Origin of the sequence: Actinoplanes nipponensis (assembly GCF_016862275.1) — a bacterium.
In the GTDB taxonomy this organism is placed as follows: domain Bacteria; phylum Actinomycetota; class Actinomycetes; order Mycobacteriales; family Micromonosporaceae; genus Actinoplanes; species Actinoplanes nipponensis.
Genome location: NZ_BOMQ01000035.1, coordinates 13,557 through 28,110 on the forward strand (window position 1 = coordinate 13,557; position 14,554 = coordinate 28,110).

Genomic DNA, 14,554 nt, shown 5'->3' on the forward strand with positions numbered 1-14,554 from the left:
GCCAGCATAGGGCGGCCGGGCGGCCCGTTCAGCGGGCACTGCCCCAGGGCCCCTCGTCCCAGCGCAGCGGCCTGTTCTCCGGCGGCTCGGCCGAGGTGGACCAGGGCTGCGGCATGTCCGGCGTCCAGCTGGTGCCGGCTGAGGCCGCGGCGTTCCAGTCCGTCGCCGCGGGCACGGGCAGCGGGCGCCCGTACGTCTCGACCAGGCGGGTGACGATCAGGCCGCCGCCGACCGCGCAGGCCCCGATGGCGAACAGCGCGATGTCGAAGTCGCGGCGGGCCGCGTAGTCGAGGAAGAGGGTCAGCCCGGCCACCGCCAGCAGGGTGCCGAAGATGCCGCCGCGGCGGCCGTACGCGCTGGTGCCGGCGAGCAGCGCCGCGCCGAAGGCCAGGCCGGTCCACTCCAGGCCGGTGCCGGGCGCGATCGGGGCGGCGGACTGGGCGGCCATGAGGATGCCCGCGCCGACCGCGAACACCGAGGAGAGCACCAGCGCGACGATCACCGGGAACGCCGCGGCCACCCCCCGCCGCAGGGCCGGGTCGCCGGCCGGCCGCTGCCGTCCGACCAGCCGCCGGATCGGCATGACGGTGCCCAGCGCGCCGCCGATGACGGCGAGCAGGGCGAAGCCGCCGAACAGGAAGAACGCCTGGTTGGCCGGGTCGTAGCCGGCCTGGACCGTGACCGGCGCGGTGCGCAGCTGGTCGTAGACGATGACGCCCATGGCGGCGGCGAGCGTCGCCGTCCAGCCGGGCACGTGCAGCACCAGCACGACGACGGCCACCACCAGGCCGCCCGCGGCGGCCACGATCAGCGCCGGCACGGCGGCCTGGAGCAGGCCCTTGTCGCCGTTCTCGGCGAAGTGCAGCGCGGCACCCAGGGCGATCGGGCCGACCGCGAGGTTGGGTACGCCGGCGCGCAGCGTCAGGCCGGCCCCGAGGGCCAGCAGGCCGAGCGAGGCGCCGGTGATGAGCAGCGTGTCCAGGGCGGGGCGGCGCAGGCTGGCCGGGTCGAGCCGGTAGAGCAGGTACGCGATCGCGGCGACCGCCAGCAGCAGCACGATCTCCCAGCCGATGTGGATGCCCAGCCGGTCGCGCCCGTCGTCGAGCTCCGCGGCGCCGCGGCGGCCCGGCTCGGTGGCCGGCGCGACCAGCTGCACGCCCTCGCCCTCGTCCGGATCGAGGTCGCGCCGCCGGGCGCGGAAGTCGGTGGCCGCGAGCCCGGCCCGGTACGCCGCCGGGTCACTCTCGCCCTGGTCACCGGCAGTACGCCGATACGTGGTCTCGTCGTAGGCCATCCCGCACACCTCCTTCGCCGCCGGCACAGCATACGGACAGGAGGTGCGCTCGGTTCAAGTGTCGAATCCGAGCTGGTCAGGACCGTCCGGCTTGCCGGTCCGACCCACCGCCGCCCTGCTGCTCGGGCTTGTCCGGCACCCGGCAGGAGCGTTCCAGCCACAGCGCCGCGCCGACCAGCGCGAGCGCGGCGGCGACCCCGGCGATGGCGGCGGGCACGTCGTCGCGCGCGGCCTTGGTCGGCTCCAGCGTCAGCCAGGCCAGCAGCCCGGCGGAGAAGCCGGCGAACAGCGCACCGGCCAGCGACGACGCCTTGGCCAGTACGGCGTACCGGGCCACGGCCAGCGGGTCCACCCGGGGCGCGCCGGGCTTGCGCTGGATCCGCGCGGCGGTGTTCTGCGCGAGGATCGCCTCGACCACGGCCAGCGTGCCGAGCACGATGATCGGCAGCCAGGGCAGCCGGGGCATCTGCGCGTACAGGGAACTCAGCAGCAGCCAGCCCACCGCGGCGGCCGCCAGCCCGGCCACCACCAGGACGGACAGGCTGGTCGGCCGCATCGACGGGTCGGGTGCGCCACCGCCGGGATTGCTGCTCACTCCTGTGACTCTAACGGCAGATCGGGCCGCGGGGTCAGTGCGTTGGCGTCCGCGGTGAGCTCCGGGGTGTTCAGCAGGTCGGTCACCCAGCCGTACCCGGGCAGCTGGGCGTAGGGCTGCAGGTCGAGCCACGGCTTGAGGACGAACGCGCGCTGGTGCACCCGCGGGTGCGGCAGGGTCAGCTCGGGGTCGTCGCTGAGCACCGGGGCGCCGTCGTCGCGCCACACCGCGATCACGTCGACGTCCAGCGTGCGCGGGCCGAACCGCCGCTGCGGATCCCGGACCCGGCCGGCGGCCGCCTCGACGGCCCGGACCCGCTCGAGCCAGCCGGCCGGCTCCGCCGCCGGGTCCACGGCCAGGACCACGGCGTTGAGGTACGCCGGCTGGTCGGCATCGCCCCAGGGCGGCGTCTCGTAGACCCCGGAGACCAGCACGACGCTCTCGCCGAGCCGGGCCACGGCGTCCTTCAGGTACGCGTACCGGTCGCCGAGGTTGCTGCCCAGCGAGAGGATCGCCCGGCTCATCGGGCCCGCCGGACGGTGACCGCCACGTCGGCGAACTCGTGCGGGATGGGCGCCTGCGGCTTGTGCACCGTGACCGTGGCGGCGGCGACCCGGGCGTCCGCGAGGCAGACCGCGGCGAGCCGGCCGGCCAGCGTCTCGATCAGGTTGACCGGTTCGCCGGCGACCACCGCGACGAGGCGGCCGGCCAGCTCGCCGTAGTGGACCGTGTCGGCGACGTCGTCGCTGGCGGCCGCCGCGGCCAGGTCCAGCTCCAGGTCGACGTCGACCACGAAGTCCTGACCGTCGCGGCGCTCGAAGTCGTAGACCCCGTGGTGGCCGCGGACGCGCAGGCCGTGCAGGGAGATGCGGTCGCTCACGGCGTGCCTCCGGTGGTCGGGCGGGCGAGGCGGGGGCTGCCGGTGGCGCGCCACACGGCCAGGGCGTCGACGGTCGCGCGTACGTCATGCACCCGGACGCCCCACGCCCCCGCCGCGACCGCCAGCACGGACGTGGCGATCGTCGCCGCCTCGCGGCCGTCCACCCCGCGCGGCTCGCCGTCGGGCCCGGCCAGCAACCGGCCGAGGTAGGTCTTGCGGCTGGCCGCGAAGAGCACCGGGTGGCCCAGGGCGATCAGCTCGTCCAGGTGGGCGCTGAGGGCCCAGTTGTGCTCGGCGTGCTTGGCGAAGCCGATGCCCGGATCCAGGATCAACCGGGCCGGGTCGACGCCCGCGGCGACCGCGTCGTCCACCCGTTGCTGCAGCTCGGCGCGCACCTCGGCCACGACGTCGTCGTAGTGGGCGAGATCGAGCATCCGCCGGGAGTGCCCGCGCCAGTGCATCAGGATCCACGGGCAGCCGGCGTCGGCGACCACCACGGCCATGCCCGGGTCGGCCAGGCCGCCGGAGACGTCGTTGACGATCAGCGCGCCGGCCTCGAGCGCCGCCGCGGCCACCTCGGCCCGGGTGGTGTCGATGCTCACCGGCACACCGGCGTTGACCAGCTCTTTCATCACCGGCAAGACTCGGGCCACCTCGGTCGGCCCGTCCACCCGCTCGGCGCCCGGCCGGGTCGACTCCCCACCGATGTCGATGAGGTCCGCACCGGCCCGGCGCAGCTCGAGGCCGTGCGCGACAGCCGCGCCGACGTCGGCGTACCGGCCACCGTCGGAGAAGGAGTCGGGCGTGACGTTGAGGACGCCCATCACCACCGGGTGATCGGGGTGAAGCAGCAGCTGCGCGGGCGTGGCGCTACCGGACGGATGGGTCACAGGGAGACGGTACCGGGCCTCGGGTTTCCGTACGGGTGTACGACTCGCGGTGCCCGTTTCGTCGCGTATTCGCCCTGGGGAGGACGGCAGGGCCTCGACGGCTCACTCGACGCGGTGCGCCGCGAGTAGGACCATATGGGCGTCGCTGTCAGCCGGCACCGTCGGGAGGTTCACCGATGAACGCCACATCCTCTTCCGCGCGAGTCGTTGCGCCTGCACCGGGCTCCGGCCCATCCGGCCCCGCGCCGACTTCGACATCCTCCGGGCGCGCCTCGGGGCGCCCGGCAACGCACCGACCGAAGTCTTTCTCCCCAGTGGGCTCGCCCGATTCACGCCGGCCAGAGACGTCGCGGCCGGCCGGCGGTCGCGCCCTGGGAGAGAAACGGAGAGAAAGGTGGCTACCGACAAACAAGATCACCGGCGAAGACCGGTCGCACCACCACAGGTCAGGAGGGCGGGTCGACACCGCCGGCCACGAGAGGTCCCTCAGCGCGCCCTGGGCGAGTGGGCACTCGCGGCTCTGCGGGTCACCGGCCAACTGGCCGCACTGCTGACCTTCCTCGATAACCACGACGCCCTCACCTGGGCGGCGAGGGCGATCGCGGAGATCAGCGAGGCAATGGGTCGTCTTGGCAGTTGATCCTTCACCGGCGGGCCCGCGCAGCCAGCGCGGGCCGGTCGCCAACCTCTCGACTCCGCGAGGAGTCTGCGGCAAGCATTGCGCGACGTACCCGAGCCGTCAATGTGATCCCGCCGCGATCATCCGGTAATCACCCGATTTACCCCGCGCAGGCGCGCCTCCTGGCCATGCCCCACAGATCGGCTGAACCGATACCGGGCGGGCGCCGTGTAGGTCGTACCAGCGATCGCCCGATCGCCTCTCCGCACCCCTACCCCGCACCCGACCGGGTGATCTTGCCGGATTCCGCTCCCGGGCACCGCCGCCCTGGTGAACAGCCCTCGGCCGCACGTTATCGAACGTGTGTACGATAGCGTGACTCATCTTCAGTCACGTGTTTACCTTGGGTAACGAATCAGGCAGGTTGTAGGTAAGAAGGACGGCCCGTACTCTTTGGACTGGGCATCATTGAAGGACCGAAGAGAGCAGACGGGCTTTGGGTAGGACAGGAGCGCCCTGAACAGCTCACTCGACGCGGTGAGCTGGAAGTAGCACCATATGGGCGTTGCCGTCAGCGAGGCTTTACAACTGCAGTGTGCGCGGCGCCCTCACGCCGGGCACCCGGGAGGTTTACCGATGATCGCCACAGAGCTCGCCACGCAGGTCGCCGCCGCCCTGCAGCAAGGCACCCTGGCCGCCCCCGAGCCCAAGGGCATCAACACCGAGGGCGTCGTCACCTTCTTCGCCAGCAACATCGCGCCGATCCTGCTGGCCGTGCTGGGCATCATCTTCATCGGCCGCGCCAGCCGCGGCGAGATCTCGAAGGTGCTCACCAGCTCCGCGATCGCCATCGTCGGCCTCGCGTTCATCGCCGGAGCCGCGACGTTGTTCTTCGTCGGCGACTACCTCATCAGCCTCATCTTCGCCTGAGGTTGCGGGCGGACACATGCGGCTGCGCACCGATGACGACATCTACCGGGCACGCCTTGTCTACCTGGGCCCGCCCGGCTACACGCTCCCCATGCACCTGCCGTACGCGCAGTATGGGATGTTCGTCCTACTCGTGCCGTTGTTCGTGTTTCTGCACTATCTCATCACGTTCCAGATCGACGCCTTCCCCGCCTGGGAGATCGCGCTGGCCATGGTCACCACCTCGTACGTGTTCCGGCACGTCGACCCCGACCGGCCGGCCCGGATGGTCATCCGTACCGCGCTGACCGACTGGCGTCGCACCCGCGAACCGGCCGTCGAGCAGCGCGACCCGAGACTTGTCGCCACGCGCATCAGGGTTCGGGAGGAGTTGGTATGACCAGTTTCGCCGCTCTCGTCGCCTGCCCGAACGGGGCCCGTTCATGACCGCTACCCCACCGCCCGGGCATTCCCGCGCGGAATCGTCCCTTCCGGGCAGGCAGAGTAACGCTGTGCGACCAGACAATCACTCTTCGGAGGAAGGGGCCGAGCAGGTGCCCGGCCCCGGCCACGGTGCGGTCGCCGTCTTCCAGGTGCCGCAGCCGGTCCGGCCCCGCCCCACCGGCGGCCCGCCGGTGGACCCGATGGACATCGATTCGCCGTTCCTCGACCTGTTCGCCGGCACGCCGGCCACGACCGCGCCGGCCGAGCCCGCGCTGCCGCCCGACGACCCGGACGCGGACTTCGACTTCGGGTTCGACTTCGACGGGCTGGACGCGGCGCGGGAGAACTCACCGACGTCCGGCGCCGGCAGCTCGGCTGTCAGGCCCACGAGCCCGGCTGCCGGGCCCACGAGCCCGGTTGCCGCCGCCACCGGCCCGGCGGGCACGACCGGCGGCACGGGACCGACCTCCACGCCGGGCGATCCGGTCTCCGACCGAGCTCTTACGCCCGGCAACCCGGGCGGCACGCCCGCCGGCCCGACCTTCACGCCCGGCAATCAGACCGCCGCGCCCACCGGCCACACCTTCACGCCCGGCGATCCGGCATCCGGTCGCACTTTCACGCCTGGCGATCCGGCCGCCGCCGCACCCGGCGATGCAACCGCCGAGCGGGATCACCGCGCTGCTCAGCAGGGTGGGCCGGCCGCTCAGCAGGGTGGCCTGGCCGCTGAGCGGGGTGGACCGGCTGCCGGGCACGGCGGCCTCCCTACCGATGCCGGCGGGTCGGTCTCGGCCCTCGCCGGGTTGGCTGCCGGCATCAATGGGTCGACTTCACCGGTCGGCGGCCCCGCACCGGCGGCCGCAGCATCCATGCCCGGAGCTGTGGATATCCAGCCCTCTTCTGCCGCCGGCTCCGCCGGGCAGTCCCCCGGCGCCGGTGACGCTGCCGGCCACTCCCCCGAAGCCGGCGACCCGGTCGGGCGTTCCCGCAGCGCCGGGGAAGCCGACGTTACCGACCTCCTCGGACAGTCCGGCGCGCTCGACGACCGTCAGTCCCCCGGCCAGGGCGGCCACGCTCCGCAGCCGCCGGCCACCGCGCCTCCCGCCGTACCACCGTCGAACGGCGCCCGACCCGGCAGCAGGCCGGCCGACGCGCCCGTCTCGCCCTATCTGCCCGCGCCCAGCGGGCCCGCGGCCGACTTCTACGACGAGCACGCGGCGGCCGACTCCGACTTCGACGACTGGCCCGAGGAGGTCCGCCCCGGCGCGCTGCCGACGGTCGCCGCCGCGCCTGTGCCGGAGCCGGCCGTGCCGCTGTGGCAGAGCACCGGCACGCCCGGGGTGACGCCCGTGGCGGCCGTCGAGGCGTACCGTCCGGCCGAGGGCGTCCACGCGGATCTGCCCGCGCCCATGCCCGAGAAGGCGCCGGCGCAGCGGCCCGAGCAGGCCCCGGCCAGGCGCCGCGGCCGCCGGCACCGTGACGAGCCGGCGAACCTGCCCGCGGTCCGGAAGAAGAACGAGGTCAAGGCCGCGCCGCTGCGGCCGCACAAGCTCAAGTTCAGCGACCGCGACCCGGCCATCGAGCTGGAGATCAGCGAGATCGCCGGGCACCTGACGTTCACCCAGAGCACGGTGACGGCCTGGTACTCGCTGCCCGAGGTGCGCTGGGCGTTCCGCCCGGACGCCGAGCGCGAGGCCCTGCTGTCCGCCATCTCCGAGCAGTACGCGGGCCTGGCCGGCTTCCGGCTGCACCTGCGGCGCACCAACCGGCCGTTCCCGGCCGACGAGTGGGCCCGCACGGTGGACTCGCACACCGCGAAGCCGCTGCCCGACGTCTCCGGCGCCACGTCCTGGTCCGATCACCTGGTGGCGGCCCAGCGGCACCTGCTCTCGGTCAACCACGCCGAGGGCCAGACGTACCTGGGCGTGACCTTCGCCCGCCGCTCGCTCGGCGACACGTTCTCCGAGCGCATCCTGCGGATGTTCGGCAAGGGCACCTCCGACGGGGAACGGCGCAAGCTGGGCCGCACCGTCGAGCAGTTCGACGAGGTGCTGAACGCGTTCGGCATGCGCGGCCGGCGGGTCACCCCGCAGGAGCTGGAATGGCTGCTGTTCCGTTCCGTGGCGCTCTGCATGTCGCCGCCCGGCCCGCTGTCGCCGGTCTCGAACGGCCACTGGGAACGCGGTGACCTGCTCGCCCTGACCGAGCAGGTGGAGCGCTACCGCACCCCGTACGGCTCCACGGTCAAGCTGGTCAACCGGATGACCGGCGAGGAACGGCACGTGGCCGTGCTGTCCGTGGGCCGGATGGAGCCGCTGGAGATCCCGGAGAAGCACGAGCCGTGGATGCACTTCCACGAGCGGCTGCCCTGGCCGATGGAGCTGTCCTCGCGCATCGACATCCTCGGCTCGAACAGCTCGTTCAAGAACCTCGAGCACCGGCTCCGGATGATCCGCTCGCAGCAGCTGGACTACGCCGAGCACGGCATCGACGCCCCGCCGGAGCTGGAACGCCTGGCCAAGCGGGCCCTGGTCATCGGCGACGAGATGACCACCGGCCTGCCGGTCGAGTCGGCCCGTGCGCACGGCTGGCACCGGATCGCCGTCGGCGGGCGCACCCGCGAGGAGTGCCTGGAGCGGGCCCGGCGCCTGATCCAGCTGTACTCCCGCGAGCTGCGCATCTCGCTGCAGCACCCGAAGAACCAGGACCAGCTGGCCCGCGAGTTCATCCCGGGCGAGCCGATCGCCAACACCGGCTACGTGCGGCGGATGCCGGTCAAGCTGCTGGCCGCGGCGCTCCCGCAGGCCGCATCCACGGTGGGCGACCGGCGGGGCGACCTGATCGGGCGTACGTCGGGCACCTGCCGCCGGCCGGTCTTCCTGGACCTGCACTTCCCGATGGAGGTCCGGGAACGTTCCGGCCTCGGGGTGCTGGTGGCGGAGCCCGGCGGTGGCAAGTCCACGCTGATGGGCGCGCTGGGCTACCTGAACGCGCGCCGCGGTGTGCAGGTGACGCTGCTGGACCCGTCCGGCCCGCTGGCCCGGCTGTGCGCGATGCCGGAGCTGCGGCCGTACTCGCGGGTGCTGAACCTGACCGGCTCGGAGCAGGGGACGCTGGCGCCGTACGCGCTGATCCCGACCCCGGTCCGCACCGAGTTCGCCACCGGCGCCGGCGGCGACCGCGAGTTCGAGATCGCCGTCTCCAACGCCCGCGCCGAGCGCCGCATGCTGGTGCAGGACATCTGCTCGATGCTGGTCCCGCCGCAGGTGGCCAAGGAGGCCTCCACCGCGACGCTGCTGCGGCACGCGGTCCGCCAGGTGCCCGCCGAGGAGACCTCCACCCTCGACGACGTCGTCGCCTGCCTGCAGGGTCTCGACGACGACGGCAAGGAGCTGGCCAACCTGCTCCTGGACACCGCCGAGATGCCACTGGCCCTGCTGTTCTTCGGCCGGCCGCCGGCGCACCTGCTCAGCGCCGACTCGGCGCTCACCGTCATCACGATGGCCGGCCTGCGCCTGCCCGACATGAAGATCGAGCGCGAGTACTGGTCGGCGGAGGAGTCGCTGGCGCTGCCGATGCTGCACACGGCCCACCGCCTGGCGGTTCGCCGCTGCTACGGCGGCTCGATGGCGTCGCGCAAGATGGTCGGCCTGGACGAGGCCCACTTCATGGAGGGCTGGCGCTCCGGCCGTTCGTTTCTGGTCCGGCTGGCCCGCGACTCCCGCAAGTGGAACCTGGCGGCTTTTGTGGCCTCCCAGAACCCCCGCGACATCCTCGGCCTGGACGTGCAGAACCTGGTGTCGACCGTCTTCGTCGGCCGGATCGCCGAGGACCAGGAGATCGCCTCCGAGGCGCTGCGTCTGCTCCGGGTGCCGGTCCACGACGGGTACGAGGCGACGCTGGCCTCGCTGTCCCAGGCGGACGCGTCGTCGTCGACCCGGCTGGGCTTCCGCGAGTTCGTGATGCGCGACGTGGACGGCCGGGTGCAGAAGGTCCGGGTGGACGTGTCGTACGTCGACGGCCTGCTGGAGTACCTCGACACGACACCGGCGGCCGCGAAGGCGACCCCGACCGCGATCGCGTCCCTGTCCGACCTGGAGGTCTGAGATGGTTCGGCGGGGATGCGCATTCGTCCTGACGGTGCTGGTGGCGGCGGTGGCGAGCATCGCCTGGGCGGTCGCCGCACCGTCGGCCGCGTCCGCCGGGCCGTTGCGCGCCCCGGGCGGCGCCTGCAACGTGGAGGAGTGGGGCAAGGACATCCCGGGCTGCGTCAACCGCCTGCAGGAGGTCGCCGGCGAGCGCGCGAGCTGCCTGAACCCGCCCACCCCGAGCACCCCGGACTCCGGCCTGGCGGGCTGGTTCGCCGAGCGCCCCGCCTCCTCGAAGCTCAACGGCCCGCAGGGCATCTACAGCCAGTACGGCTACGCCGGCTACAGCTACACGACGTACGACCTCGACGGCGGCTGCGCGTCCACCCTGGTGGAACCGGAGAGCAAGTTCGAGAGCACGGTGGCCAACGGCGAGTTCATGATCGCCACGGCGGTGATCGGCGCGTCCAACGCCCTGCGGGAGCGGGCGTGGGACCCGCAGGCGCTCTGGGGCTGGGCCGACCCGCTGGTCGACCAGGCCACCAAGGCCGTGTACGAGAAGGTCTTCAGCGTCTTCGGCGTGATCACCCTGGCCGTCGTGGGCCTCTACCTGATCTGGCGCTCGCAGCAGGCCGACATGGGCGCGGCGACGACGACCGCGGGCTGGGCCATCCTCGTCATGGTGGCGGTCACCGCCATCGCGGCGTGGCCGGTGCGGTCGGCCAACATCGCCGACCAGACCCTGGTCACGACCCTCGGCGTGGTGCACGACGCGGTCGGCCCGCGTGCCCAGGACATTCCGGAGGGCAAGTGCGACGACCCGACTCCCGGGGCGTGCGAGGACAACCGTCCGCCCGCCGTGCGGGCCAGTGACACGGCGACCGAAACCATGCTCTATCGCAACTGGCTGCGGGGGCTGCTCGGCTCCTCCGACAGCGTCACCGCCCAGAAGTACGGCCGGGCCCTCTACGACGCCCGGTCCTTCACCTGGGACGAAGCGCAGAAGATGCGGGACAACCCGGACACCCGCAAGCCCACGATCACCGCGAAGAACGACCAGTGGGAGCGCGTCGCCGAGCAGATCAGCCGGGAGGATCCGGAGGCCTACGAGTACCTCAAGGGCGTCAACGGGATGGACCGGATCGGCGCGGGCTTCATCGCCGTGCTGGCGTCGCTCATGTTCGCGATGTTCGACCTCACCGCGTCGCTGCTGGTGCTGCTCGGCTTCCTGATCTTCCGGTGGGCGGTCATCGCCGCGCCGATCCTCGGCACCGTCGGGCTGTTGCGCCCGGCGAGCTCCGGCATCCGCCGGCTCGGCAACGCGGTGGTGGCGGCCGTCTTCAACATCGCCATCTTCGGCACCGGCGCGGCCATCTACCTGTTCGCGGTGGATCTCATCATGAACACGGCTAGCCTGGCCGGCTGGCTGCAGGTCGTGCTCGTCTGGCTGGTCGGGGTGGTGGGCTGGCTACTGCTGCGGCCGTACCGGCGGATCACCCAGCTCGGCGGCAAGGACGGCACCGCGGCGATCACCTCCGCCGGCTCCTGGCACCGGCGGTTCTTCCGGGACATGCGGGAGGCGGCCAAGCTGGACGTGGTCGACGCCGGCGGCACGAACGAACCCCTGATCGGCAAGGGCCGCACGGTCTACGTCGACCAGAGCAATCTGCGTCCCGAGGCCCGGTTGGAAGACCCCGCGCACGGCTCGGCCGCGCGCGGCGGGCAGGCCCCGGCGCTGGTGCCGGAGCGGGGCAGCACCGCTCCGGCGGTACGTCCGGACGGGCACGAGTCGGGTCAGGACAGCGCGCAGCCCGGCGACCGCGCCCCCGTCCCCGCGTCCGCCACCCGGCAGCGCCGCCCGTCCACCTGGACCGAGCCGGACGTGGCCGAGCGACCCGCGTCCTTCGCGATCTACCGGCCGGAGACCGGGAGCACTACGCGTGAGCCGGCCACCCCGCGGGTGCGCACCGAGGCGAAGTGATCGTCGATGCCGCGCCTGCTGGAACGCAGCCTCACCGGACTCTTCCGCTCCCGCTGGGGCGTCGCCCTGGTGATCGCCGTCCTGGTGCTCGCGATCGTCGGGGTCGGCCGGATCTTCTCCGACGGGAGCACCGCGTCGCCGCTCACCGAGCGGGTCTCGACCGGCCCGACCGCCACGGTCGACCCCAGCCATGACGACGACGGCGTCATCGTGAACGACGAGCCGCCGCCCGAGCCCACGACCAGCCCGGGCAGCGCGGAACCGGAGGCGGTCGCCTACGCCTTCGCCGCGGCCTGGGTCGACCACAAGAACGTCTCGGCCAAGACCTGGCACAACGGCCTGGTGCCGAACGCGACCGAGGACCTCGCGGACGAGCTGAACGGCGTGGACCCGGCCGATGTGCCCGCCGACCGGGTGCTGGGCCGGCCCCAGCTGGTGCCGATCGGCGACGGCCTGGTCAACGCGGTCGTGACGGTCGACTCCGGCAAGCTCACGCTCCGGATGGTGGCCCCCCAGGGGCGCTGGCTGGTGGACGGCGTCGACTGGGACGGCCCATGAGCCTGCCGCGGCCACGCCGGGTGGTCCTCCTCATCGCCCTGGTCGCCACCCTCGCCCTGCTCTGCTGCGGCGGCACCGTGAGCGCGCTGCTGCTCGGCGGTTTCGGCGAGAAGAAGGAGGACCTCAGCCTGTACAGCTCGGGCTGCGGCACCGGCGGCCCGATCGACCCCGACGGCAAGCTGCCCCGCCTGAGCCAGTACGGGCCGGCGCAGATCAAGAACGCCGCGATCATCATCAACGTCGGCGCCACCATGAAGCTGCCGCCCCGGGCCTGGGTGATCGCTGTGGCCACGGCGATGCAGGAGTCCCGGCTCTCGAACCTGGGCTTCCTCGGCAAACGCAACGACCACGACTCCCTCGGCCTGTTCCAGCAGCGCCCGAGCAGCGGCTGGGGCACACCGAAGCAGGTCACCGACCCGGTCTACGCGGCGACCAAGTTCTACGAGAAGCTCCGGAAGGTGCCGAACTGGGACTCCCGGCCGCTGACCGAGGCGGCCCAGCGGGTGCAGATCAGCGCCTACCCCGACGCGTACGCCAAGCACGAGCCGGTCGCCACCCAGATCGTCAACCTGCTCGCCGACGGCGCGGCGAACGCCGTCGGCAACTCGGTGGCGATGGTCTGCGCGGCGGCCGACCAGGTCTCCGCCTCCGGCTGGACCAACCCGCTGTCGACCAAGGGCGAGGGCTCGGAGAAGATGACGGTGGGTTCGGGTTTCCGCACCGCCGACCGCCCGCACCACCAGGGGGTCGACCTGATCGTCGGCACCGGGACCCCGGTCCGGTCGGTGGCCAGTGGGGTCGTCTCTCGGATCAAGTGCGACGAGACGTTCAGCGGGAGGAAGGACTGTGACGTCCCCGGCTACTCCGGCAAGGGCGGGTGCGGCTGGATGCTGGAGATCCGGCACGCCGGCAACGTCATGACCCGCTACTGCCACCTCGTGCAGCGGCCGAAGCTGCGCACCGGCCAGCGGGTCGCCGCCGGCCAGGTCGTCGCGCTCAGCGGCACCAGCGGCAACTCCTCCGGCCCGCACCTGCACTTCGAGGTGCACCTGAACAACGGCCGGTCCAGCGTGAGCGCGGTCGACCCGGTGCAGTTCATGGCGCAGCACGGCGCGCCGCTGGGCGGGGCCCAGTGACCGGTGGTTCGATGCCCGACCCGTTCACCGGCTCCGAGTGGACCCCCGAGCCGCCGCGCCCGGTGGCCCCGACCGCCGCGATCATGGCGGGCCACCTGCGCGGGCGGCGGGTGCTCATCGGCCTGCCCGGGCACGGCTGGCGGGGCGACCTGCGCGCGGACGAGAAGGTCGTGCAGGGCAGCCGGACGTACGTGCCGGTGATGCCGGAGGCCGAGTGGTACCGGGCCGAGGCGGAGCAGACCGAGGTGTTCGCGCCGCTGGTGCCGGTGGAACGGGTCTGGGTGGAGGAGCTCGGCATCGCGGCCCTGAACGCCCCGCCCGGCGACGTCCTGTCCCGGCTGGTGTCCCTCGACGAGCCGCCGCGCCGCAATCCGGTCGCCGCGCTGGACGCGGCCGCCCTGACCGGCCGCCGGGTGGTGCAGTTGCTGGAGGACGGCGGCGAGCGCCGCGACCTGCGGGCGGTCACCGAGCTGCACACCAGCGACGAGGGTGACATCTGCGCGCGGGTGACGACGGAACTCGACTGGTACCGCTGGGGCTGGAGCGGCAAGACGCCGAGGACCCTCGAGGTGCCGGTCCACCTGCTCTGGGTGGAGTAGGGGTCAGGGCAGCTTGGCGGCGCTGCACACGCGCCAGCCGTCCTCATCGACGAGCGCGAACGTCCAGGGTTCCGTCCGCCGGCTCAACGAGGTGCCGCCCGATGAGCCGGCGATGACCAGGTCCGTCGCCACGGACCGGCGGTCTTCCCCGGCGCCGGAGACGATCAGCGTGCTCCAGCTGACATTGACCGTCACATTGAATTCCTTCTCGCGCTCGATCAGCTGGGTGCGCAACGCGGTGACCGCCGCGAGATCCAAGCCGTTCTTGCAGGTGAACAGGGCCGCCTCCTGATCATCCCGATTTACCAGATAAGCCCGCAGGAACTGGTCCACCACCGCGTCCGGCTTGCTCCGCTCGATCTTCGTGGCCTCGTCGTAGAACGAAATGAAGACCCCCACCCCGCCCAGGCACAGCAGCGCCAGGATCCCCGCCCCCATCGCCAGGAAAAGCCGCAGCCGCCGGTTTCGCGGCCGGCCCGCGGCGGGTACCGGCCCCGGCGGCGGGACCGCGGGCGGCGGGGGCTGGTTCGAGGGCTGCACCTCTCCCAGGTTAGTGGGTTC

The 14,554-nt window shown here is 72.7% G+C and carries 13 protein-coding genes; 7 read left to right on the top strand and 6 right to left on the bottom strand.

What is annotated here, in order from left to right; all coding sequences use genetic code 11:
- Window positions 1–28: 28 nt before the first annotated feature.
- The 5 genes from Ani05nite_RS14765 to folP all read right to left on the bottom strand — a co-directional run bounded on the left by Ani05nite_RS14765 (window position 29) and on the right by folP (window position 3,593).
- On the bottom strand, window positions 29–1,294 hold the full coding sequence (locus Ani05nite_RS14765; protein WP_203768754.1) for an ABC transporter permease: 1,266 nt from the start codon (window positions 1,292–1,294) through the stop codon (window positions 29–31).
- Between the two features lie 76 nt (window positions 1,295–1,370).
- Entirely contained in the window at window positions 1,371–1,850 is a 480-nt protein-coding gene (locus Ani05nite_RS14770; RefSeq protein ID WP_203768843.1) for a DUF3180 domain-containing protein, read from the bottom strand.
- 35 nt (window positions 1,851–1,885) lie between these two features.
- Window positions 1,886–2,413, bottom strand: coding sequence for a 2-amino-4-hydroxy-6-hydroxymethyldihydropteridine diphosphokinase (gene folK / locus Ani05nite_RS14775; RefSeq protein WP_203768756.1), 528 nt, complete (start codon window positions 2,411–2,413; stop codon window positions 1,886–1,888).
- A complete protein-coding gene (gene folB, locus Ani05nite_RS14780; protein ID WP_203768758.1) occupies window positions 2,410–2,769 on the bottom strand; it encodes a dihydroneopterin aldolase in 360 nt (119 codons plus the stop codon). The genes folK and folB overlap by 4 nt, the downstream gene beginning before the upstream one ends.
- Entirely contained in the window at window positions 2,766–3,593 is an 828-nt protein-coding gene (gene folP / locus Ani05nite_RS14785; protein WP_203768844.1) for a dihydropteroate synthase, read from the bottom strand. The genes folB and folP overlap by 4 nt, the downstream gene beginning before the upstream one ends.
- A gap of 1,321 nt (window positions 3,594–4,914) precedes the next feature.
- Here folP and Ani05nite_RS14790 point away from each other — a divergent pair.
- The 7 genes from Ani05nite_RS14790 to Ani05nite_RS14820 all read left to right on the top strand — a co-directional run bounded on the left by Ani05nite_RS14790 (window position 4,915) and on the right by Ani05nite_RS14820 (window position 13,993).
- Complete coding sequence (locus Ani05nite_RS14790) at window positions 4,915–5,208, top strand: hypothetical protein (RefSeq protein ID WP_203768760.1); 294 nt, start codon at window positions 4,915–4,917, stop codon at window positions 5,206–5,208.
- Window positions 5,209–5,224: 16 nt separating this feature from the next.
- Complete coding sequence (locus Ani05nite_RS14795; protein ID WP_203768762.1) at window positions 5,225–5,587, top strand: hypothetical protein; 363 nt, start codon at window positions 5,225–5,227, stop codon at window positions 5,585–5,587.
- 913 nt (window positions 5,588–6,500) lie between these two features.
- Window positions 6,501–9,737, top strand: coding sequence for an ATP-binding protein (locus Ani05nite_RS14800; RefSeq protein WP_203768845.1), 3,237 nt, complete (start codon window positions 6,501–6,503; stop codon window positions 9,735–9,737).
- 1 nt (window position 9,738) lies between these two features.
- Window positions 9,739–11,700, top strand: coding sequence for an MFS transporter (locus Ani05nite_RS14805; protein WP_203768764.1), 1,962 nt, complete (start codon window positions 9,739–9,741; stop codon window positions 11,698–11,700).
- Between the two features lie 6 nt (window positions 11,701–11,706).
- Complete coding sequence (locus Ani05nite_RS14810; RefSeq protein WP_203768766.1) at window positions 11,707–12,258, top strand: hypothetical protein; 552 nt, start codon at window positions 11,707–11,709, stop codon at window positions 12,256–12,258.
- Complete coding sequence (locus Ani05nite_RS14815) at window positions 12,255–13,394, top strand: M23 family metallopeptidase (protein ID WP_203768768.1); 1,140 nt, start codon at window positions 12,255–12,257, stop codon at window positions 13,392–13,394. Before Ani05nite_RS14810 ends, Ani05nite_RS14815 begins: the two co-directional genes overlap by 4 nt.
- 11 nt (window positions 13,395–13,405) lie before the next feature.
- Window positions 13,406–13,993 carry a hypothetical protein gene (locus Ani05nite_RS14820; protein ID WP_203768770.1) on the top strand — a complete coding sequence of 196 codons (588 nt, stop codon included), beginning with the start codon at window positions 13,406–13,408 and terminating at the stop codon, window positions 13,991–13,993.
- A gap of 3 nt (window positions 13,994–13,996) precedes the next feature.
- Here the strand turns inward: Ani05nite_RS14820 and Ani05nite_RS14825 are convergent, their stop codons facing one another.
- Window positions 13,997–14,533 carry a hypothetical protein gene (locus Ani05nite_RS14825; RefSeq protein WP_239129957.1) on the bottom strand — a complete coding sequence of 179 codons (537 nt, stop codon included), beginning with the start codon at window positions 14,531–14,533 and terminating at the stop codon, window positions 13,997–13,999.
- Between the last annotated feature and the right edge of the window lie 21 nt (window positions 14,534–14,554).